This window comes from Novosphingobium sp. EMRT-2 (assembly GCF_005145025.1).
GTDB lineage: Bacteria > Pseudomonadota > Alphaproteobacteria > Sphingomonadales > Sphingomonadaceae > Novosphingobium.
On the sequence record NZ_CP039695.1, the window covers coordinates 1 to 19,544 of the forward strand.

Genomic DNA, 19,544 nt, shown 5'->3' on the forward strand with positions numbered 1-19,544 from the left:
GCCCGAAACCGGCGCCAACGGCGAAGTGCTGATGGCGCAGGTGGAGATCATCGACGCGATCGAGGCCGAAAGCACCGAGATCGAGGCGATGATGCGCCAGGTCGTCGAGCAGTTTGGTGAATATGCAAAGCTGTCGAAGAAGCTTTCGCCCGATGCCGCTGGCCAGCTTGGCGAGATCACCGAAGCGGGCCCGCTTGCCGACGCCGTTGCCGGTCAGATCGCGGCCAAGGTGTCCGACAAGCAGGCGCTGCTGTCCGAGAACGATCCGCTCAAGCGGCTCGAGATGGTGCTTTCCTTCATGGAAGGCGAACTCGGCGTGCTCCAGGTCGAAAGGAAGATCCGTGGCCGCGTGAAGCGGCAGATGGAGAAGACGCAGCGCGAATATTACCTCAACGAACAGTTGAAGGCGATCCAGTCCGAACTCGGCGGCAGCGACGATGGTGAAGCCAACGAGATTCAGGAACTGCAGGACAAGATCGACCGGCTCAAGCTGCCCAAGGAAGCGCGCGCCAAGGCGCAGGCGGAGCTGAAGAAGCTCAAGACCATGCAGCCGATGAGCGCCGAGGCCACGGTCATCCGCAATTACCTCGACGTGCTGCTGGGCCTGCCGTGGGGCAAGCGCAGCAAGCTGAAGAAGGATATCGCGGCGGCGCAGTCGGTGCTCGATGCGGACCACTACGCGCTCGACAAGGTCAAGGACCGCATCGTCGAGTATCTGGCCGTGCAGGCGCGCACCAACAAGTTGAAGGGGCCGATCCTGTGCCTCGTCGGCCCTCCGGGCGTGGGCAAGACCTCGCTGGGCAAGTCGATCGCCAAGGCCACCGGGCGCCAGTTCGTGCGCCAGTCGTTGGGCGGCGTGCGCGACGAGGCGGAAATTCGCGGCCACCGGCGCACCTACATCGGCTCGCTGCCGGGCAAGATCGTGACCAACCTGCGCAAGGCGGGCACCTCGAACCCGCTGTTCCTGCTCGACGAGATCGACAAGCTGGGGCAGGACTTCCGCGGCGATCCGGCGTCGGCGCTGCTCGAAGTGCTCGATCCCGAACAGAACGCCAAGTTCCAGGATCACTACCTCGAACTCGACGTGGACCTGTCGGACGTGATGTTTGTCTGCACCGCGAACAGCCTCAACCTGCCGCAGCCGCTGCTCGATCGCATGGAGATCATCCGGCTCGAAGGGTATACCGAAGACGAGAAGGTCGAGATCGCGCAACGCCATCTGGTGGGCAAGCAGGTCGAGGCGCACGGATTGAAGAAGGGCGAGTTCGAACTGACCGAATCCGGGCTGCGCGACCTGATCCGCTATTACACCCGCGAAGCCGGCGTGCGCACGCTGGAGCGCGAGATTGCCCGGCTTGCGCGCAAATCGCTGCGCCAGATACTGGAAGGCAAGGCCAAGGCCGTCACTGTGACGCCCGAAATCTGGCCGACTATGCCGGCGTGCGCAAATTCCCCATGGCGTTTCCGACGAGGAAAACCAGGTCGGCGCGGTGACCGGGCTGGCATGGACCGAAGTGGGCGGCGAACTGCTGACGATCGAAAGCGTGACGGTGCCGGGCAAGGGCGGCGTTCGCACGACCGGCAAGCTGGGCGAGGTGATGAGCGAGAGCGTCCAGATGGCGTTCAGCTTTGTCAAGGCGCGCAGCCCTGCCTATGGCATCAAGCCTTCGCTTTTCGCGCGCAAGGACTTGCACATTCACCTCCCCGAAGGCGCGGTGCCCAAGGATGGGCCAAGCGCGGGCATCGGCATGGTCACCGCATGGTTTCGACCCTGGCCGGCATTCCCGTCCGCGCGGACGTGGCGATGACGGGCGAGGTGACCTTGCGTGGCCGCGTGCTGGCCATCGGTGGCCTGAAGGAAAAGCTGCTCGCGGCGTTGCGGGTGGCATCAAGACCGTGCTGATCCCGGAAGAGAACCGCAAGGATCTGGCTGAAATTCCGGCCAATATCCGGGAAGGCCTTGATATCATTCCGGTAAAGCACGTGGATGAAGTGCTGGCGCTGGCGCTGGCGGCTCCGTTGGAGCCGATCGAGTGGACCGAGGCGGACGATCTGGCGAGCCAGCCGGGAGCCGCTGTGGGAGGCCAGCCGGCTTCCACCACCGCGCACTGACGGACCCCTTCGCGGGACGTCCGCGAAGCCGCAATCATCAGGGGGCGCATCTCCGCATGGGGTGCGCCTTTCCTTTTGCGGGAAATGCGTTGGTTTTTGAGACAAATTCAACGTTTCTCGTTGCTTTTGTCTTTGACAGCGGATTCTTTCTCCGCTCAAATTCCCGCGCACCCGAAAGGCGATTCCGAAACCGCAGTTTTCCCAAGAAAAGGTAGGGGGTTCCGCAATGAACAAAAACGATTTGATCAGCGCTGTCGCCGATGCCAGCGGCCTCTCGAAGGGTGATGCCACGAAGGCGGTGGAAGCCGTTTTCGAATCCATCTCCGGGGCGCTCTCGAAGGGCGACGAAGTGCGTCTGGTCGGTTTTGGCACGTTCTCGGTCGCCAAGCGCAAGGCTTCGACCGGCCGTAACCCGCACGGGCGAGCCGATGTCGATCAAGGCCTCGTCGCAGCCGAAGTTCAAGGCGGGCAAGGGCCTGAAGGACGCGGTGAACTGATAGCGAGCCGGGCCGCCGGGCGCGAACGGGTCGCGCCGGCAGAAGCCCGGCCATTGCTGGAAGTCTGACCACAGAAAAACCGCGCCGGTCATGTGATAGGCGCGGTTTTCCTTTTGGGGTTGAAGCTTATCGATCGAGCCGGATCAGCGCCGTCGGCATCGCGGCTGACCGGGCATCGACTTTCCAGTCCAGCCGCTGCCCGGCCGGATCGGGCCTGGCGCCTTCGTCGGTGTTGTTCGCCAGGATCGCGCCGTCGGTATGCAGCGTGAACGTGCCGTCCATTTGCGGCAAGGTGGAGCCGCCGCCCTTGGCCTTGTCCTTGGCCACTTCCGCCAGCATCGCCATGAGCGGGGATGCCGAGGCGCTGCTCGCAAAGGCGGGGGCGTCGATCCGCACGCTGCCATCGGCGCGGCGGATCATCGTGACGAAGGGCATCACCGCCGGCATCCGTTCGATCATGGGAAAGCTGAAATCGTGGTCGAGCCGACCGCTGACGGATATTCCACCTCGAACCGTCCGTCGCCGCGATTGATCACCGATTTCCAGCCCGCCTGGCGTGACAGGCGTTCCGCGAACGCATCGGCGGCTTTCGGATCGGACGGGTCCAGCCCGCCAAGCCACGCCTTGGCCATGCGTTCGTTCTCCGCGTCGCGTTGCGCTGCCGCGGGCAGCGCGACGTCCCACGCGGCGCGCTGGGCGTCGACTTCGGCCTTGGTGCAGGGCCGGCTGGCGTCGCTGCCCTCATCCCGGCAGGGAGAAGGGGTGAACGGCTTCTTCTCGCCCACGCCGGACGCTTGTCCTGCGCCAGCTTGGATAGCGGAAGCAGGAATATCTCCCCCTTGTAGCTGAAGCTGAACGTGCCGTCGCGGTGCAGGGTCAGGTCTGATCCGACTTGCCGGCAGCAGCATGCAGGCGGCCAGCACCAGCGATGTCAGTATCAGCAGCGGCTGGCGACCAGACGTTTCGTGCTCACGGGCTCTCTCCCTTTCGGTTCAGTCGGCTGCACGCGTGGCGATCGCGTAGAGCGCGATCGCGGCGGCGTTGGACACGTTCAGGCTTTCGATCGCCGAGGAGATCGGCAAGCGCGCGATCGAATCGCAATGCTGCGCACGTTGTGCCGAAGCCCTTCGCCTTCGGCCCCCAGCACCAGCGCGACGGGGCCGTCGGCACCGCCTGCGGGAAGGCATCCTTGCCATCGCCATCCAGGCCGATCCGCCAGTATCCAGCTTCGGCGATGCTTTCGAGCGCGCGGGCGAGGTTCACCACGCGCACCAAGGCACCGTTTCGAGCGCGCCCGAGGCCGATTTGGCCAGCGTGCCCGATTCGGGCGGGGCATGCGATCCTGGTGACGATCGCCGCCACGCCGAATGCCGCGCAACTGCGCAGGATGGCGCCCACGTTGTGCGGATCGGTGACTGGTCGAGCAGCACCAGCGTCCGGCGTCGGCCTCGTCCAGCACGTCGTCCAGCGCCACGTCGTCCAGCGGCAGGCATTCGAGCACCAGGCCCTGGTGCGGCGCGTCGCGCGCCACAGCCGGCCGAGATCGGCCGGCCTGGGCATATTCCACCGGCAGGACGCGGGCAGTTCGGCGTCGTGATCGTCGAGCATCGCCTGGATCGCCTCGCGCGTGCCCCACAGTTTTTTCGCCACGCGATCGGGATTGGTCAGGGCCGCTTCGACGGCGTGGCGGCCCCACAGGCGCACGGTGCCCTGGCTGCCGCGTCCGCTACCCCGTCCGCCCTGCATCCGCCCCGCGCGGCCGCGCAGGGCGCGGCCCTTGCGCTGTCCGTCTTGCCGGGCTTCGCGATGATCGTGGGGAGCGGCATGGAGAGTACCTTTATGCTGGAATGCGAAAATATCGTGTGCCTCCTGCCAGTCGCCCCATTGACAGGCAAGCGATGCTTCGCCAAAGGGGCCGCCTCTCGGCCGGACGGCCCCTTCGCGGGGTCTCAAATCAGAGGCGGACCCGTTTCCGGGGAACCTCGCACCGGCAGCACTGGTGTGGACAGGTGGCCGAGTGGTTAAAGGCAGCAGACTGTAAATCTGCCCGCGCAAGCGTACGCTAGTTCGAATCTAGCCCTGTCCACCACCGGCCTTTCCTTAGCAAAATCAGCCTTTTGCAAGGGAAAGGCGCGGTTTGCGCCGTGGGGGCGAATCGGTGCCCGTGTGTAGTTCTGGTGCAATCGTGTCGAGAAAACCGGTCTCGATGGCCTCAATCGACTTGTCGATATGATCGTCGGTCAGGTGCACATACCGCATCACATCGCGAGCGTCTTATGCCCGCTGATTTCTCTGGATCGTGGGAAGGTCCACGCCAGCCATGACAAGGCGGGTAATCCCGGTGTGGCGCATGACGTGCGGCGTCACCTTTGCAGGGTCCAGCTTGGCGCGAATGACTGCCCGCTGAAACTGGCGGTCCATATCGCGGCGGTGCGGCGTCTTGGTGTCGTCGCGGGTGGCCGGGAACAGCCAGACTCACCCTTCGGCCGGCGCTCACGTTCCTTGCGCAGCGTGTCGGCGAGCGTCGCCGTGATAGGTTGGACGCGCTGGCCGGCCTTCGCCCTCGGAATGTCGATTCGCCTGCGGTCAAAGTCGATGTCGTCCCATCGAATGCGCAGGATTTCGCTATGCCTCATGGCGGTGTTCAGACCGATTGCGACAAATAGCCAGGTCGAAGCGTCCTGATCCCCTGCGGCCCCTTTGAACAAGGCTTCGGCGTTGGCCTCGGACAAGACCACGATCTTCTTGCGCGGTTCCTCGGCCTTCTCGATCTTGGGCCGGTCTGTGTCCTTGATCCATTTCCAACCGACCATGGCCGTCATCATGTGGGAGAGGGTCGCAAGCTCTCGGTTGACCGATGCCAGCTTGGCGCCGTCGTCCAGCCGCTTGCGCTGGTAGTGCTTCACCAGAAAGGACGTGATCTTGTCGGCGCGGTGCTTGCCGAAATAGGGCGATAGGTATTTGTCCACGTTCCGCCGCTTGTTGGGCAGGTCGTGGAATCCCTTCTGTCCCTCGGACAAGGTTTCCTCAAGGCGTTGTAGGTACTCCGTCGCGGCCTCTGCGAATGTCCTGTGCGTCTTGCGCCCGGTGGGCAGGTCAAGGCGATCCTCTCGGGCGCGCGTGCGCAACGTCTCGATGGCTCGCTCTGCCTGCTCTCTGGTCACGCCCTCGCTCTCGCGGCCGATGACGCGGTGCACGCGCTGCCGATCGATCATGACGTTGACGCTGTAACGAACGTCGCCGCTTGTCAGCCGCTCGGCGGTTATGCCGTGTTCATGGATGCGCTGGCCCTTTTCGAGCGCGCGAATCGCTGGGCGGGTGAGGCGGGAGAATTTAAGCGCCATACTTATTCGTCAGCGTAATGCTGAAACAATGGAATGTCTGTCGTACCGGGCACCTCAATTGCAAGCGCTTCTCGAAGGGAGCGTATGCGGGCCGCGCTGTCGATAAGCAGGCCAGGACATCCTTGGGCAGAAGACAACACTTGCGCCAAGTCAGCACCGCAACTGTATGCGGTATGGGTCGGGCTATCTGCGCTCGGCGTGGTGTCACTATCCGAGGACAGGTGATCAAGCGCGTTGATGCGCAGGTGCATATAGAATGCGCGCCCCTCGATCGCCATCTTTTCGGAGAAACGGCCAGTACCATCACTGGCGTATAATGGAGCAGTAGCGAAGCGGGCCGCGATGAGGGCAGGCGGGATGCCTGCATTGAGCATATCTAGGTAGAGTTGGAATTCGCAGATCTGCCATGTGGAATAGGCGGCGCGGCTTCCCCGTCCGGTGTTAGTGCCGGCAGGCAAACCCAACTTTTGCAGTTGTTGCAAGCGCGCGACGAACGTCTTGCGCTTCCCATCGGCGATACCGAATGCGCGGGCTAGCACAGCCTCCACTTGCTTGAATGAAAATGCCGGAGAACCTTCCGGAATGAGGCGGTAGCTTTCGGTAGTCATCGGCGTACTCCAGATTTCTACGGATACCTATCCGTTTTCTCTTGACCGCGCAACACGGAATCGCATAGCTCCGTATCACGGATACTAGTCCGTTTCCGTGGAGATCGATGATGAGTGCTTCCTTTGAACAAGTCCGGGTGAGGGTTCTTCCGGATGGCCGTGTTTCGCGATCGGACGCTGCGGCTTTCTTGGGTCTGACCCCAAAAACGCTGGCAGACTACAAGTCTCGTGGGATTGGACCATGTCCTCGTAAGGTCGGGGGCAGGGTGTTTTATCGCCTCATTGATCTCGAAGCATTCCGAGATACCGGCGCACGGGAGGCTTGAGCAATGCCCCGAAAGCAAAACCCGACCGCCAAGGGCGACCGGGTTCTGTGGAATAGCTTGGCCGGCGGTTCCACCGAAACCCTTACTCTCTCCGCCTATCGCGCTCAATACCTGATCGGTATCCGCCCGGAACTCGCCACGATGGCAGCCGCGCTAGCGTTCGGGGGAGGTGCCTATCATGGCTGATCCCTTCCTCCGCTTCCCCGATGCCGCACGCGCCTTGCTGGCGGTCGATTCCCTGTCCGAGAAGGAAGGGCAATTCTGCGGCGGCCTAGCCTATCGCACCGCACCGCTCAGCGAAAAGCAGGCGAACTGGCTGCGCATCCTGCTCGCCGGCATGGTCTGCCCGCACTGGCAGAGGGAGGCGACGAATGAAGGCGCGCCGGCCTTCTCAGAGCAAGCAGATCACGCAAGCCGGTAATCGCATGGCAGCCCTCACCGCCGTAGCCCTGTGCCGTCTCGACAAGCTCGATGCCGGTCTGATCGCGCGATGCCATGGCCTTACACTGTCCGAAGTCGAGGATATGATTGCCGCGCGTCGAGAGCGGGAGGCAGCGCATGGGCTGGGCTGACCTCGAAACCTCACTGGACCCACAGCCACTGTTCCGCGTGGAAGGGCCGGACGGGGAACGCAGCTGGTCTGAGATCGAGCGGGTCGTGCGCTTCCGTCGCCTCATGCGCGATCTGGCGCCAGCCGTACTGGTCTGCGCAATCCCGAATGCCGGGCGGCGCAATCCAAGACAGGCGCGCCGCGAGGGCATTCAGGGCGGCGCTTTCGACTATCTCGTCGCCTGGGGCATCCGCCAGATCGCGTTCCCCGAGTTCAAGGGCTACGATGCACGTGGCCGCGCCGGCACGCTGTCCGATGCCCAGATCGACTGGGGCAACCGGATGTACCTGCTCGGGCATCACGTCGGCTGCTTCTTCCGTCCGAGACTGCGATCGGCTGGCTGCGCGATTGTGGCGCACCGATCAGAGGGGGCGAGCATGGCAAGCGCGCCTGACCTTCGCTCGATCGCGGCGGCCCTTGGGGGCGAGGTCAGCGGGAATCGCGTCCTCGTACCCACTGACGGGCATTCCAAGCGTGACAGGGGGACGGTCATCACGCTGAACCCGGACGCCCCTGACGGTGTTCTCGTACACAGTTTCAACGGTGGCGATGCGCTGGCCGTGAAAGATGAACTGCGCCGCCATGGCCTGCTGCCAGAGCGTCCAGAAAGGCAGGGTATGCCTAAGCCGCAATGGCGGGAAACCGGCTGCTACGAATACGACGATGGGGTTGGCAACACGGTCTATCGGACCAAGCGCCTGGAAGCCACGGGTCATAACAAGCGGTTTGTCGCAGAGCGATTCGAAGCCGGCCGATGGGTCAACGGCCTCGGTGCCCTGCCCCGCGTTCTCTATCGTCTGACCGATCTGCAGAATGCTGTCGCGATAGCGAAGGACAAGGCCAACGAACCGCCTCTTGTCTATTTCGTGGAAGGCGAACGCAAGGCCGACAAGCTCATCTCGATGGGGTTTGTTGCCACGGCCATTGCCTTCGGGGCGAATGGGTGGCAGCGAGAATATGCTGATGCGCTGGCGGGCCTGTCCGTGGTCGTGCTGCCCGACAATGATGATCCGGGCCGCAAGTTTGCCGAGACGGTCAAGGCGGCGGTGGAAGATGTGGGCGGTACAGCCTGCATCGTCGATCTGCCGGGATTGCCCGCGAAGGGCGACATCATGGATTGGAATGGCACGGCGGACGATCTGCGCACCCTGACGGACAAGGCGCTATCCGGTTCGTTGATGCCGCTGCCAATGCTCGATCTTGCAGCGCTCGCCTCGCGCCGCGCGGAACCCGTGCGTTACGTCATTGAGCGCATTGCACCGGAAGGTGAGGTTACACTGCTCTACGGACCAGGCAGCGCCGGAAAGAGTCTGTTGGGTCAGCAATTCGCAACATGTGCGGCGGCGGCTATACCGTGCCTTGGTTTATCAGTGGCGAGCGGTCCTGCGATCTATCTCACGTGCGAAGATGACGAGAACCAGTTGCATTGGCGCCAGCAACATCTTTGCGAGGCACTGGGAATTGAAATGTCGGCTCTGTCCGGCAAGCTGTTCCTGTCGAGCCTTCGCGGCGAGCTAGGCAACGAGCTGGCGAACTTTTCTGGCGACGGCCAGATGAGTCTGACGCCGGCTTATCACCGTCTTGTCGCGACTCTGCACGCGACCGGCGCCCGGCTAATCATCCTCGACAACGTAGCCCACCTGTTTACGGGCAATGAGAACGATCGCGGTGACGTGACGCGCTTCGTCAACGTGCTGAACCGGCTTGCCATGGAGACTGGAGCGGCGATCATCTTGGTCGGCCATCCGAACAAGGCTGGCGACGAATGGAGCGGCTCGACCGCATGGAACAACGCGGTACGCTCGCGGCTTTGGCTTGAGCACGACGAAGAAGCCGACGTGCGGACCCTGTCATTGCCAAAAGCGAACTATAGCCAAAAGGGCGATGTCGTGCGCTTCCGGTGGCTGGACTGGGCGTTTGTGCGCGATGAGGACATCCCACAGGATCGGCGCGAAGCGATTGACGATGTCATTCGCGCCAATGCCCAAAATGCGGCCTTCCTTGCCTGCCTGGATATACGCAATGCGCAAGAGCGGCCGGTGTCGGAAAGCCCTGCCTCCCGGACCTATGCCCCAAAGGAATTTGCGGCGATGGACGAGGCGAAGGGCTTCAAAAAGCCTCAACTTGAGGCCGCGATGGATCGCCTCTTCCGCAATGGCGAGATCGAGGTGGGGCTAGTTTGTCGGACAGGCAGAAAGGATCGCTTCGGGGTTCGTCGGGTGTGCGCTGACCTGCGCGCCGACCCCGCGCCCACACCGTGCGCCGACCCCGCGCCGACCCCGCGCCGACCCGCGCCCCCACACACACCCTATACTACGTATAGGGAGGGCGAGGCCCTTGGGGCCGCCTCGCCCTCCTCTCCGGACGGAGAACTGGACTGGTCGGATTCAAACTCAGGAGCCGCTTGGCATGACTACGCCCGCTGATAATGCACCGAAAAAACAGCGCGGGCGCCCGTTCCAGAGGGGCCGAAGCGGCAATCCCGCCGGCAAGGCGAAGGGAACGCGCAACCGGGCGACCATGGCCTGTGAGGCGCTCCTCGACGGCCAGACGGAACAGTTGACGCAAAAGGCAATCGATCTCGCGCTGAAAGGCGACGTGCAGGCCTTGCGGATCTGCATGGACCGGATCGCGCCTCCGCGCCGCGACCGACCTGTCGTGTTCGAGTTGCCCAAGGTGGAGGCTGCGGCTGATCACCCCGTGGCGCTAGCCGCGATCATGGCAGCAGTGGCGTCAGGCGACCTCACGCCGACCGAAGGCCAATCGCTCGCAGCGATGTTGGCGGAACACAGGAAAGCACTGGAGACAGCCGACATCGAGACGCGGCTGGCGGCATTGGAGGCAAACAATGGCAGGTGAGATGCGGCGACGGCTGATCGCACTCGAACGCAGCTCGAACAGCAGCGATCGGCGCCCCAGCCAGATAGAGATCGACGCTGCGGTGGCGAGATGTGATCCCGACCGGGTAGAAGGGAGATTGGTTGATGCCTATCGCCATGTGCTCAATCACGCGGCCCCTTGGTTGTCCCGGGTAATGCTGCACAGCGATCCCGAGGATTTACTGCTGTGAGCCGCGATTTCACTCGGCGGCTTGTGTCGCTCGAACGTCGTAGCCCCGATGGCGATGGCGTCCTCGTCGTAATTGAGGGAGGCTGGACGAAGATATGCTACGGAGGGAAGGCCGTGTTTGCACTGCCGAACAATGGGCGTGAGAAATGACCGTCCGGGACGCTGCTTGCTCAGCCTTACAAATTGGCGTAACGAACGTTAGCCAGATTTGTAAGGATAGCGAGACCATGCGGGCAGTGGCTTATTACCGTGTTTCGACGGCTGCGCAGAGCCGTTCCGGATTGGGTCTTGAGGCTCAGAGGGCAGCCGTGGAAAGCCTATGCTCGTCGCGAGGGTGGGAACTGACTGCGCCGCCCTTCACGGAGGTCGAGAGCGGGAAGCGTGACGATCGGCCGGAACTCGCGAAGGCTCTGCACCGCGCCAAGGTGACCGGCGCAACGCTGGTGGTTGCCAAGCTGGACCGCCTCTCACGCAACGTCGCGTTCCTCGCAGCACTGCAGGAGAGCGGCGTCCGGTTCGTCGCTGCGGACATGCCTGAGGCGAACGAACTCACCGTGCACATCATGGCTGCGGTGGCCCAGGCTGAGCGCAAGGCAATATCGAAGCGCACCAAGGAAGCCCTGCAGGCCGCAAAGGCGAGAGGCACATTCACAAAGGCCAATGGTGATCCGTACAAGTCAGGCCAGCGCCTCGGCAACCCGAACGGAGCTGCCGCGCTACAGCGCGCCGGGAAGGGCAATGGAAAGGCAATCGAGACTGTGCGGGCCGAAGCCGCCCAACGGGCTGAGGAGCTTCGCCCGATCGTCGATGACATGCGCGCTCGGGGTATCGACACGCTGTCAGGGATCGCGGCGGGCCTGAACGAAGGTGGGTTCGTCACCCCGCGCGGCGGTAGGTGGCATGCGTCGAGTGTGCGCAATTTGGTAGCGCGGCTGGCCTGAACCCTGGTTCCAAGCGGACACGATCGCGTTGGCTTCGCGGATGATGGCGTCGTGGGCGCTTTCCGGCTCGATAGCGGACTTGATGTCCACGACTTTAGGCTTGGGGTTGAGCGCGCGGCGCACCGTTTGCGTATTCAGGCCTGTGGCCTCTGCTACTTCCGTGACGATCGCCTTTGGTCTGCCAACTGGGCGCGATAATTGTTTATCATTTTGACAAACAATTACCTCATCCCGCTGCCTCTCCAGCAATTCCGCATACCGCCGGATATGCTCGTCGCGCTGCTCTTTGGTCAGGTCGCAGCGGTGCAGGTTCTCCGCGATCTCGCATAGGCCGCCCTGCTCTTTCCCGCCCGGCGGGGGCTGGCGATTTCCACTATCCAGCACTTTTTAGTGGCGGCCGCCATGTCTGGAGACGGCCGGTGGTGTCGTGCGTAGACATATGCCCACACATGAACCGCGAATCGTCGGAAAGCTTTTGACGGCGGTAACCGTCACGAGCGCGGCCCTGCACCAATATCGGCATGCTGGAATGCCGACGCTCAGACGGACGAGTTCACGACACCGGCACTATCCGCCCACGTCGGCCTTGCCCCCGTGATTTTCGGGAAACCTACATCAGGCTCGGTTGGGACGGAATCGTCGAACACTACCGGGCGAATTGGCGTTGCATCCGCCGATGGATCAACGAATGCGGGAGGGAAGAGTTGAAGAAGGCGCGGGCGGACTATGTGCGCGAGCGCGGGAGAAAGATGTTGCACACAGTTCCGGTAGACCAGTGCACGGCGGACAGGGTTGCGCGCCGGGGGCATATCGTCCGCGAAACACTGTCGTCCCGATGCTGAGCATTCGGCATTTTTCATTCTGACGGCGGTAAAACTAACTGCACTGACAAGCAACGCTCCTCCCGTTCGGCACTCCGCCGACCGCCCCATGTCCGGTCACAGTGATCGGCACCGGGCCAGCCAGGAGAAGACGCCAATGTCGTTTATCGACCCTCACGGTAAGACCGTCCCCCCGCACATCGCCCTTGATGCTTCCGGCCAGCTTCGCGCTGGTTTCCGTCGCGCTGCGGCTATTCTCGCCCCCGGCGAGAAAGTTTCCTTCGATGCCACTGTGCATGATGCTGCACCTGCGGCGGGAGTCGTCTTCCTGACCGACGCGGGCAAGCCTTTCATTTCGCCGTCGCAGGCTCGCCAGGCGGAAATCATGGCTGATATTGCGGCCACGTCCGCAGCCCTGCGGTACGTCAATGACCAGAATGTCGCGCAGAGCGTGGCAGCGGCCATCGCCGATCGCGCCACCGGTTCCCGGGCTGAGGATGTCAGTGCAATCCGCGATGCCCGCTATACTGGCGCTGCGGTTGCCGCCTCCGCGCCATCGAGGGCGTTCGCCGACAATTCGCACGTCGTCTCCGCCATCCGCGCCGCGCGCTACCTCTGAGGTCCCGACATGGCAAAGCCCCTGAACGAGCGCCTCACCAAGGCGCTGACCAATGCTGCTGCGCGTAGCGCTGAACTTGAGGCCCTGATCGGCGAGGCAACCGCAGAACGCGAGCGCCTCAGCGGGATCATGGCGCAGGCCAACGATGACGCGTTGAACCTTGGCCTCAGCGATGAGGATCGTGACGCAGCCGGCGCCCGCGCCGATCGCGCCCGCCGCGACATCCTCGCGATGAGCAAGGTGGTCGCCAACCTTGAGACCATACTCGCAGCCCGTGTTGCGTCGGAGCAGAAGCAGGCAGTGGCCGGCCGCCGCGGCGAACTGCTTGCGGAACGTGATCGCATCGCCGCGGCCTTGCGCGCCGAATGGCCCGACATCGAAGCGCGCATTGTCAGTCTGCTGTCTGCGGTGACCAGCAACGCGTCCGCGATGAAGGCCGCCGGCATCTACGAGGCGGATGCGGAGGCGGTGGCGCGCGACCTTCCCGGAAACTTCACCAAAGGCTCACTGCTATTCCGGCAGTTGTCCAAGATCGCGCTGCCATCCTTCGCCAACGGGCATGAACTGGCGTGGCCTGCTCCTGAGCGACCGGCGAAACACTGGACCGAACAGGTTGCCGAAGGGCGGAAAAGGCAGGTCGAAGCCCAGCGCCGCCAAGATCGGGCAGAGGCCGAAGCATGGGCGGGCTACTCCGTTTCCGCAGGCGCGATCAAGCAGATGACGGAAGTCAAAGGGCGCGATCCCAAAAGTGGCGTCGAGACGGGCTTCACGCTCTACCCTGAGGACATCATCGGCGCATTTCGCACTGACAACAGCGCTCGCACGATCCGGCTGCACGCAAATGCAGCGGAACGGCTGCGCCGCCTGGGTGCGAGCATCGAGCCGGTTTCATGATCAGTTTCCGCGCGGTCAGTTTTGATCGTCTTCCCGCTGCGGAGTCGGGGGCAGTCCAAGTACCGGGCTGCCCCCGGCGCACCCAAGGTTCCTTACAGCACGCAGGAAAGGAAACCGTATGTCCAAAGTCCTCAAGGTCTTATCGGTCGTAGCGACCATCGCGTCATTCATTCCGGGCATCGGTACGGCCATAGGTATTGGCGCGAAGGCGTTGATGGCGATCGGCGTCGAGCGCTTTGAGGTTCTCAGCTGGGGCGATAGGGTTGGCGAGGTGATCCGGCCGATGGGAGTAGCGGCATGAAGGGGCGCTACAAGCATCTCCTCTCCGTGGCGGCGAATATGGAGCATGTTTGCCGTGGGTAGGGGGCCACGCGATACCTTTCGCGGCCGGATGCACGGCTATGGGTCTAGCGGTTTCTGGAAAGCCGTTGGCGAAGGCCTCTACGAATGTGCGGATCACGTTCGCGCGGAAGCTCACCGGTCAATCACAGCGGGCTCGCAATCCGGTAAGAACCATAAGCCATCCGCGCCGGGTCAGCCTCCAAACAATGACACTCGCACCCTGGCTGATAGTGGTCACGTCGTCCAGCCCGGCCCGACTGAGGCGCGTGTAGTCTTTGACGCCCCTTATGCTGATGATCTCGAATTCGGCACGTCGAAGATGGCTGAGCGTCCGTTCTTGCGACCAGCGCGCGACAAATTTCGTCCCAAAGCCCTTGAAGTCCTCCGCAAGCGCATAAACGCGGCGCTCCGGACAGAATGAAGGATTTGCACATGACCTATCCCACTGAAGTTACCATGCCCTTTGCCGATGGATCGTACAGGTTTTTCTTGCCCCAAAGGCAGGTTTCTGAGTTCGAAGAAAAGCACGGAACCATCTGCGGGCTAGAGTTTAACTTGCGTTCCTGCATTATGATGAATGGGGAAGGTCACGCTATTTTCTCTGGAGGCGGCGCCGCTGAAGCTCAACAAATTCGTGATCTGATCCGCGCCGCGTTGATCGGCGGAAACAAGGCGGTGGTTGACGACAAAACCATCGAGGTCGGTCCACAAGCAGCACTGGCACTGGTAGACAGGTACGTCTATCCGGCCCGTCCTCTCGGCGAGAGTGCGGCATTGGCTTGGCGAATTCTTGGCGCCGCGATCTACGGGAATCAATTGGGAGAAGTCGCGGCGAATACCGCTGCCGCCGATCCGCAAAAGGCGGGCCAAGCCGATGAGTGAGGTCGACCCCCTCATCTTCGAGTTTCAAGCCCGGGTGAATGGCTATCTGTCCGATCTCCGCTCCACAACCACATCAGTAGACAAGATGCTTGGCCTACAAGAGGCGCGCTACAAGCACCTTGAGGGCGAGATCAGCCGTTCCAGCGGGGAAATATCCTCGCACATCAAAGGACTGGCATCCGGATTTGCCGCGTACTTCTCGGGCCGCGAACTGGTTGGCCTGCTCGATGGGTTCACGCGCCTTCAGAATAACCTGAGAGTTGCAGGCGTTGCCGGCGACCAGATGAAAGAGGTTCAGGACAGGCTCTTTACGTCTGCGCAGAAGTACGGCGTCGAGTTGGAAGGGCTGTCCTCCCTGTTCTCGACCCTGACGCAGGCCAGCAAGGAACTTGGAGCAACGCAGCAGCAGATATTCGGGATCACCGATGCCGTATCCGCTTCGCTCAAGATTCAGGGATCGTCCGCCGAGGAAGCCCAGGGCGCATTGCTCCAGCTTGGGCAGGCCTTGCGCGGCGGGAAGATTCAGGCCGAGGAATACAATTCGCTGCTTGACGGCATGTTTCCGCTGTTGGAAGCGGCGGCGGCCGGCTCTACGCGCTGGGGCGGCTCGGTCGCCAAGCTGACCGCCGATGTCAAAAAGGGCACCGTCACCAGCCAGGAATTTTTCACGGCCATTCTGGATGGCTCGAAAATCCTTGAGGATCGGGCGGCGAAGGCGAGCCTTACGCTATCCGCCGGGTTCACCACGCTGAACAATGCCCTTACGGTTTATTTCGGGGAAGCCGACAAGGCCAACGGTGTGTCTGCCGCGCTGGGCACAGCAATGAGCAAGATCGCCGATAATCTGGATACGCTGATTCCGGCGCTGGCGGTGATAAGCGGGATCATTGTTGCCAGGTACGCAGCCGGGCTCGCGGTCGCAACGGCTGCCACGATCGCGAAAGCTGCCGCTGATGAGCGCGCCACACAGACTGCTGCGGCGCACGCGGCGATGCAGGCGCGTTTGAATTCAGTCATGCTGGGCACATCGGTGAGTGCAGAAGCCGCAGCGGCTTCAGTGACCTCCCTGAGTGTAGCATCCGGCCTTGCGTCGCGCGCGGGAACAGGATTGCTTGGAGTATTCGGCGGGTCTCTCGGGCTGGCTGTAACCGCTTTGACGGTGGCTGTAGGTTACTTCGTAGTCAAATCAGCGGAGGCGTCGGCTGCATCCGAAGAATTGGCAAGAAAGGCGGAAGAAAGCCAGGGCAAGCTTGAACGTCTGGTTTCTAAACTAGACAAAGCCGGCATCAAAACTGAAGATCTGACGCGTGCGGCACAGGCGGCCGTGCCGGGAATAGACAGCGCAGCGGCAGCCTATGACCGGGCTGCGAAAGCGGCTGAACGATTGGCGGAAAAATCTGGCTTGGCGGCAATCAAAATGGCGCAGATGCGCATTGTCGAAGAGCAAGAGAGGCAGCGGGACCTGAAGAGCCAGCTTGATCGGGCAGGCACCTCACGCGGCGGGAGCGTCGCCCGCTTTGGTTATCTTCCGGGGCAGGACAACCAGGTTCAAACTATTGAAGGCCAGATTCAGGCCTCAAAACAGGAGGAAGCGCGGCAGCGCGCGATCCTCATTGGCGTTTCTAGAGCCGCTCAGAATGGTATATCCCTTGAGGATACGCCAACGCCAGCCACGCCAATTGCTGGCAAAACGAAAAAGGCTAAGAAGCCAACTGGCCCATCGGCCATGGAGATCAAGGCCCGCTTCGACGAGGAGATGGCCAACCTCCTGCAACAGACCAATTCGGCCTACGGTTCGGTCGCAACGTCTGTCGAACAGCGCGCCGAACTGGAAACCCGTAATGTGGAACTCGCTCGCTGTAGCGCGACGATTACGGAGTCCGGTCGGCGTCAATTATGATGGCCGATAGGTGGCCGCGCCGGTTGGTGAATTCTGGCTACCATTTGCTGTTGCGGGGAGCAACCGTCGAGCGACAATTACGACGCTGGGTAATTGTCGCTGACGCTGGCCGGAAGCGAGGGTCTGAAGCGCATGGGATGGTTGGCATGTAATTGCCGCTGGCGACAATTACCCGTTGCCTCAGCAAGGGTGCTCCCGAGCGCGAAGCCAGCGACAATTATGATGGCCGGTCCGGGGCGCCATTCGGCGGGTCGTAATCGCCGGCGTTGATACGGGCGACGGCGGAACGTTTGCGGTAGCTTTCGCCGTTCATCTCGATGATGATCGAGTGGTGCACGAGGCGGTCGATCGCGGCGACAGTCATAGCGGGATCAGGGAAGACGTTGTCCCATGCCGAAAATGGCTGGTTGGCGGTAATGGCGAGCGAGTGGCGTTCGTAGCGGTGGGCGATGAGCTCGAACAAGGCGCTGGTCTCGACCTGGTCCTTGCGGACGTAGGACAGATCGTCGAGCACGATGAGATCGAACTTGTCGAGCTTGTCGAGCATGGCGGGTAGGCTGAGGTCGCGGCGCGCGGACTGGAGCTTCTGGACCATGTCGGTGGTGGAGCAGAACAGGACGCGCCGCCCCGTGTCGATGAGGGCATGACCAATGGCAGCAACTGCGTGCGTCTTGCCGGTCCCGCTCTGGCCGAACAGCAGCAGGTTGCCGCCGCTCTCGATCCAGTCGTCACCGGCGGCGAGGGACAAGAGGTGCGGTTTGCGGATGCCGGGGGCTGCGTCGAAATCGAAGGTGGCGAAGGTCTTGCCTGCGGGCAAGCCGGACTGGTCGCGATGGCGCTGGATGCGCCGGGAGGAGCGATCGGCCATCTCGATCTCGAGAAGCGAGGCCAGCAGGTTGGCGGCCGGCCAGCCATCGCGATCGGCGGTGTCGGTGAGGCGCTTCCAGTTGCGGTTGATACTCGGCAGGCGCAAGGCCTTGAGCAGGGTAGGCAGCACGGCGGCGGCCTGGTCCTTGGTGCGGGTCATCAGTACACCTCCCCGCTGGCGATCAAGCTGTTGTAGCTGTGCAGATCGGGAGGCGGGATAGTGACATCGCGCTGCGATCTTGCGGTTGGCAGGAACTCGTCCCTGAGCGCATCGACATCGGGCAAGCGCCCTCTGTCGAGTGCCTCATCGATCCGCCGGGCCAGCACGTCGACACAGTCGCCCCTGGCGGCGATATCGAGCAGCGCGACGGCATCGCGGCAGGCCTGCCGTCCATCGAGTTGGGCATCGAAGGCTTGCCAGGCCCGCCGGTAGGCGTGATCGGGGAACAGGGCTTCGCGGTAGACGAGGTTGCGCAGCGCACCAGGCTTGCGGCGCAGGTTACCGATCATGTGCCGGAAATCGATGCTGTGCCCCCGGTGGGGATGGCTGATCCGCACACGCGGCGTGGACATTACCCTGTCCGGACCGAGGAAGAGCTCAATGCGATCGTCAAAGAGATGCGCGTTGAGGCGCCGTCCGACGAGGCGGGAAGGCACCGAATAGGTAACCCGATCGATGGCGACGGTGCCGTTGCGGGTGACATCGACGGTGACCATGGCGAAATCGGTGGTTCGCCTTGCGGGCAGCGCCTTGAGTACCCTGCGTTCTGCATCGATGTGCGCAGCATGCCGCCGGTTCTGTCTGGCGACCTGCGCCTCAACGAACTCGCGCCAGGCCTCGATGCTGACGAAATCGCGGCTTCCCCGCCGGCGTAAGGCCTGATCGAGCCGTCGCTTGAGATGGGCATGGGGACCTTCGATCGATCCGTTCTCGTGCGCCTCGCCGCGGTTGTTGCGGGTAGCGAGCATGCCGTAATGACGGCACAGCTCGTCATAGCTTCGGGTAAAATCCCGCTGCGCATCGGCGTCGAGGTTTTTGTAGGCGGCTGACAGGGAATCGCTGCGGTGTTCGGCCGGCGCGCCGCCCAGCTTCCACAAGGCATCCTGCAGGTGCTCCGAAAGGGCGGCAAAGCTCTCCCCGCCCAGCACGACAGCCGCATGCTCCCAGCCACTCGCCGCCAAGCGGAAGTGGTAAAGGCGATAGGCCAGGGTCTCGCCGGCAACGGTGACCTTGAGACTGTCGCATACCGTGAAATCCGACAGGCCCTGCCGACCGGGCTCATGATGCTGCGGGAAGAAGATCTCCTTCTCGCCGCCGTGCAGTGCCCGCCAGCGGGCGATCCGGCGTTCAAGTGTTCGTCGTATCGCATCGGGAACAGCATCCTCGCCGAACTCGTCCTGGAGCGTCTCGAAGACCGTGACGGCAATGATACCGTCGATCTGGAGCAACTCCTCGACGCGTGGCCAGAATGGCTCGAGCGGATCGGCGCGGGTGCGCCAGTGGCGCTCCTTCTTCTTCTGGGACGGAAGCTGCGGATCGTTCTCGATCCGGCGTGCGCTGCGCTCGCTGATACCGGCCTTGGCAGCCGCGACGGCCTGGGTGTGTTGGCGACGATGGGTCATGAAGAGAAATACCTGCTGATCGGAAATGTGGTGGCCCGGCATCGCAAACCCATCGCTCGTTGTTCGATGAGTGTTCCGATACCACCGCC

At 62.7% G+C, this 19,544-nt stretch carries 23 protein-coding genes, 1 tRNA gene and 2 pseudogenes; 17 read left to right on the forward strand and 9 right to left on the reverse strand.

Annotation, left to right across the window (positions count from 1 at the left end):
- Positions 1-4: 4 nt before the first annotated feature.
- Positions 5-2,112 (forward strand): annotated as a pseudogene (gene lon, locus FA702_RS00005) (endopeptidase La); the annotation flags it as partial.
- A gap of 226 nt (positions 2,113-2,338) precedes the next feature.
- A pseudogene (locus tag FA702_RS00010) lies at positions 2,339-2,609 on the forward strand (HU family DNA-binding protein).
- A 126-nt stretch (positions 2,610-2,735) separates the two neighbouring features.
- Here the strand turns inward: FA702_RS00010 and FA702_RS00015 are convergent.
- The 3 genes from FA702_RS00015 to FA702_RS00025 all read right to left on the reverse strand — a co-directional run bounded on the left by FA702_RS00015 (position 2,736) and on the right by FA702_RS00025 (position 4,313).
- Complete coding sequence (locus FA702_RS00015; RefSeq protein WP_136954493.1) at positions 2,736-3,068, reverse strand: hypothetical protein; 333 nt, start codon at positions 3,066-3,068, stop codon at positions 2,736-2,738.
- A complete protein-coding gene (locus tag FA702_RS00020) occupies positions 3,065-3,394 on the reverse strand; it encodes a hypothetical protein (protein WP_136954494.1) in 330 nt (109 codons plus the stop codon). Before FA702_RS00020 ends, FA702_RS00015 begins: the two co-directional genes overlap by 4 nt.
- A gap of 184 nt (positions 3,395-3,578) precedes the next feature.
- Positions 3,579-4,313 (reverse strand): TrmH family RNA methyltransferase, encoded by a 735-nt coding sequence (locus FA702_RS00025; RefSeq protein WP_168195956.1) that lies wholly within the window; start codon positions 4,311-4,313, stop codon positions 3,579-3,581.
- Between the two features lie 299 nt (positions 4,314-4,612).
- Between FA702_RS00025 and FA702_RS00030 the strand changes: the two genes are divergently transcribed.
- Positions 4,613-4,698: transfer RNA gene (locus FA702_RS00030), tRNA-Tyr, on the forward strand.
- A 20-nt stretch (positions 4,699-4,718) separates the two neighbouring features.
- Here the strand turns inward: FA702_RS00030 and FA702_RS22630 are convergent.
- The 4 genes from FA702_RS22630 to FA702_RS00045 are packed head-to-tail and all read right to left on the reverse strand — an operon-like array spanning position 4,719 to position 6,561.
- Positions 4,719-4,859 (reverse strand): hypothetical protein, encoded by a 141-nt coding sequence (locus FA702_RS22630; protein ID WP_168195957.1) that lies wholly within the window; start codon positions 4,857-4,859, stop codon positions 4,719-4,721.
- Positions 4,860-4,883: 24 nt separating this feature from the next.
- Positions 4,884-5,030, reverse strand: coding sequence for a tyrosine-type recombinase/integrase (locus FA702_RS23480; RefSeq protein WP_370385484.1), 147 nt, complete (start codon positions 5,028-5,030; stop codon positions 4,884-4,886).
- Positions 4,973-5,953 (reverse strand): site-specific integrase, encoded by a 981-nt coding sequence (locus FA702_RS00040; RefSeq protein ID WP_136954495.1) that lies wholly within the window; start codon positions 5,951-5,953, stop codon positions 4,973-4,975. Before FA702_RS00040 ends, FA702_RS23480 begins: the two co-directional genes overlap by 58 nt.
- 2 nt (positions 5,954-5,955) lie before the next feature.
- Positions 5,956-6,561 carry a hypothetical protein gene (locus FA702_RS00045; protein WP_136954496.1) on the reverse strand — a complete coding sequence of 202 codons (606 nt, stop codon included), beginning with the start codon at positions 6,559-6,561 and terminating at the stop codon, positions 5,956-5,958.
- 110 nt (positions 6,562-6,671) lie between these two features.
- Here FA702_RS00045 and FA702_RS23485 point away from each other — a divergent pair, with 110 nt between their 5' ends.
- The 14 genes from FA702_RS23485 (at position 6,672) to FA702_RS00110 (ending at position 16,965) form a co-directional block, all read left to right on the forward strand.
- Positions 6,672-6,887 (forward strand): AlpA family transcriptional regulator, encoded by a 216-nt coding sequence (locus tag FA702_RS23485; RefSeq protein ID WP_136957170.1) that lies wholly within the window; start codon positions 6,672-6,674, stop codon positions 6,885-6,887.
- 3 nt (positions 6,888-6,890) lie between these two features.
- Complete coding sequence (locus FA702_RS00055) at positions 6,891-7,073, forward strand: hypothetical protein (RefSeq protein ID WP_136954497.1); 183 nt, start codon at positions 6,891-6,893, stop codon at positions 7,071-7,073.
- Positions 7,066-7,308 (forward strand): hypothetical protein, encoded by a 243-nt coding sequence (locus tag FA702_RS00060; protein ID WP_136954498.1) that lies wholly within the window; start codon positions 7,066-7,068, stop codon positions 7,306-7,308. The genes FA702_RS00055 and FA702_RS00060 overlap by 8 nt, the downstream gene beginning before the upstream one ends.
- A gap of 4 nt (positions 7,309-7,312) precedes the next feature.
- Entirely contained in the window at positions 7,313-7,459 is a 147-nt protein-coding gene (locus FA702_RS22635) for a hypothetical protein (RefSeq protein ID WP_168195958.1), read from the forward strand.
- A complete protein-coding gene (locus FA702_RS00065; protein ID WP_136954499.1) occupies positions 7,446-9,923 on the forward strand; it encodes an AAA family ATPase in 2,478 nt (825 codons plus the stop codon). The genes FA702_RS22635 and FA702_RS00065 overlap by 14 nt, the downstream gene beginning before the upstream one ends.
- Positions 9,907-10,356, forward strand: a complete 450-nt coding sequence (locus tag FA702_RS00070; protein WP_136954500.1) for a DUF5681 domain-containing protein — start codon at positions 9,907-9,909, stop codon at positions 10,354-10,356. The genes FA702_RS00065 and FA702_RS00070 overlap by 17 nt, the downstream gene beginning before the upstream one ends.
- Positions 10,346-10,567 (forward strand): hypothetical protein, encoded by a 222-nt coding sequence (locus tag FA702_RS00075; RefSeq protein WP_136954501.1) that lies wholly within the window; start codon positions 10,346-10,348, stop codon positions 10,565-10,567. Before FA702_RS00070 ends, FA702_RS00075 begins: the two co-directional genes overlap by 11 nt.
- Positions 10,568-10,793: 226 nt before the next feature.
- Positions 10,794-11,507, forward strand: coding sequence for a recombinase family protein (locus FA702_RS00080; RefSeq protein WP_136954502.1), 714 nt, complete (start codon positions 10,794-10,796; stop codon positions 11,505-11,507).
- A gap of 978 nt (positions 11,508-12,485) precedes the next feature.
- On the forward strand, positions 12,486-12,947 hold the full coding sequence (locus tag FA702_RS00085; RefSeq protein WP_136954503.1) for a hypothetical protein: 462 nt from the start codon (positions 12,486-12,488) through the stop codon (positions 12,945-12,947).
- A gap of 9 nt (positions 12,948-12,956) precedes the next feature.
- The gene (locus tag FA702_RS00090) at positions 12,957-13,841 is read left to right on the forward strand and encodes a hypothetical protein (RefSeq protein WP_136954504.1); all 885 of its coding nucleotides are present in this window, start codon (positions 12,957-12,959) and stop codon (positions 13,839-13,841) included.
- 118 nt (positions 13,842-13,959) lie between these two features.
- Positions 13,960-14,142: a hypothetical protein gene (locus FA702_RS00095; protein WP_136954505.1), complete on the forward strand. Its 183-nt coding sequence runs from the start codon at positions 13,960-13,962 to the stop codon at positions 14,140-14,142.
- 90 nt (positions 14,143-14,232) lie between these two features.
- Complete coding sequence (locus FA702_RS23490) at positions 14,233-14,604, forward strand: HK97-gp10 family putative phage morphogenesis protein (RefSeq protein ID WP_370385519.1); 372 nt, start codon at positions 14,233-14,235, stop codon at positions 14,602-14,604.
- An 11-nt stretch (positions 14,605-14,615) separates the two neighbouring features.
- The gene (locus FA702_RS00105) at positions 14,616-15,065 is read left to right on the forward strand and encodes a hypothetical protein (RefSeq protein WP_136954507.1); all 450 of its coding nucleotides are present in this window, start codon (positions 14,616-14,618) and stop codon (positions 15,063-15,065) included.
- The gene (locus FA702_RS00110; RefSeq protein WP_136954508.1) at positions 15,058-16,965 is read left to right on the forward strand and encodes a tape measure protein; all 1,908 of its coding nucleotides are present in this window, start codon (positions 15,058-15,060) and stop codon (positions 16,963-16,965) included. Before FA702_RS00105 ends, FA702_RS00110 begins: the two co-directional genes overlap by 8 nt.
- A 217-nt stretch (positions 16,966-17,182) precedes the next feature.
- Here the strand turns inward: FA702_RS00110 and istB are convergent, their stop codons facing one another.
- Both istB and istA read right to left on the reverse strand, forming a co-directional pair.
- Positions 17,183-17,992: an IS21-like element helper ATPase IstB gene (gene istB / locus FA702_RS00115; RefSeq protein WP_009823666.1), complete on the reverse strand. Its 810-nt coding sequence runs from the start codon at positions 17,990-17,992 to the stop codon at positions 17,183-17,185.
- Positions 17,992-19,455, reverse strand: coding sequence for an IS21 family transposase (istA, locus tag FA702_RS00120; protein WP_162832905.1), 1,464 nt, complete (start codon positions 19,453-19,455; stop codon positions 17,992-17,994). Before istA ends, istB begins: the two co-directional genes overlap by 1 nt.
- Positions 19,456-19,544: the final 89 nt, after the last annotated feature.

Excerpts from the sequence above, each read along its gene's own strand:
- FA702_RS00015 (WP_136954493.1), bottom strand. The coding sequence starts at position 3,068 with ATGATCGAACGGATGCCGGCGGTGATGCCCTTCGTCACGATGATCCGC.
- FA702_RS23480 (WP_370385484.1), bottom strand. The coding sequence starts at position 5,030 with ATGGACCGCCAGTTTCAGCGGGCAGTCATTCGCGCCAAGCTGGACCCT.
- FA702_RS00040 (WP_136954495.1), bottom strand. The coding sequence starts at position 5,953 with ATGGCGCTTAAATTCTCCCGCCTCACCCGCCCAGCGATTCGCGCGCTC.
- FA702_RS00045 (WP_136954496.1), bottom strand. The coding sequence starts at position 6,561 with ATGACTACCGAAAGCTACCGCCTCATTCCGGAAGGTTCTCCGGCATTT.
- FA702_RS23485 (WP_136957170.1), top strand. The coding sequence starts at position 6,672 with ATGAGTGCTTCCTTTGAACAAGTCCGGGTGAGGGTTCTTCCGGATGGC.
- FA702_RS00055 (WP_136954497.1), top strand. The coding sequence starts at position 6,891 with ATGCCCCGAAAGCAAAACCCGACCGCCAAGGGCGACCGGGTTCTGTGG.
- FA702_RS00060 (WP_136954498.1), top strand. The coding sequence starts at position 7,066 with ATGGCTGATCCCTTCCTCCGCTTCCCCGATGCCGCACGCGCCTTGCTG.
- FA702_RS22635 (WP_168195958.1), top strand. The coding sequence starts at position 7,313 with ATGGCAGCCCTCACCGCCGTAGCCCTGTGCCGTCTCGACAAGCTCGAT.
- FA702_RS00065 (WP_136954499.1), top strand. The coding sequence starts at position 7,446 with ATGGGCTGGGCTGACCTCGAAACCTCACTGGACCCACAGCCACTGTTC.
- FA702_RS00070 (WP_136954500.1), top strand. The coding sequence starts at position 9,907 with ATGACTACGCCCGCTGATAATGCACCGAAAAAACAGCGCGGGCGCCCG.
- FA702_RS00075 (WP_136954501.1), top strand. The coding sequence starts at position 10,346 with ATGGCAGGTGAGATGCGGCGACGGCTGATCGCACTCGAACGCAGCTCG.
- FA702_RS00080 (WP_136954502.1), top strand. The coding sequence starts at position 10,794 with ATGCGGGCAGTGGCTTATTACCGTGTTTCGACGGCTGCGCAGAGCCGT.
- FA702_RS00085 (WP_136954503.1), top strand. The coding sequence starts at position 12,486 with ATGTCGTTTATCGACCCTCACGGTAAGACCGTCCCCCCGCACATCGCC.
- FA702_RS00090 (WP_136954504.1), top strand. The coding sequence starts at position 12,957 with ATGGCAAAGCCCCTGAACGAGCGCCTCACCAAGGCGCTGACCAATGCT.
- FA702_RS00095 (WP_136954505.1), top strand. The coding sequence starts at position 13,960 with ATGTCCAAAGTCCTCAAGGTCTTATCGGTCGTAGCGACCATCGCGTCA.
- FA702_RS23490 (WP_370385519.1), top strand. The coding sequence starts at position 14,233 with ATGCACGGCTATGGGTCTAGCGGTTTCTGGAAAGCCGTTGGCGAAGGC.
- FA702_RS00105 (WP_136954507.1), top strand. The coding sequence starts at position 14,616 with ATGACCTATCCCACTGAAGTTACCATGCCCTTTGCCGATGGATCGTAC.
- FA702_RS00110 (WP_136954508.1), top strand. The coding sequence starts at position 15,058 with ATGAGTGAGGTCGACCCCCTCATCTTCGAGTTTCAAGCCCGGGTGAAT.
- istB (WP_009823666.1), bottom strand. The coding sequence starts at position 17,992 with ATGACCCGCACCAAGGACCAGGCCGCCGCCGTGCTGCCTACCCTGCTC.
- istA (WP_162832905.1), bottom strand. The coding sequence starts at position 19,455 with ATGACCCATCGTCGCCAACACACCCAGGCCGTCGCGGCTGCCAAGGCC.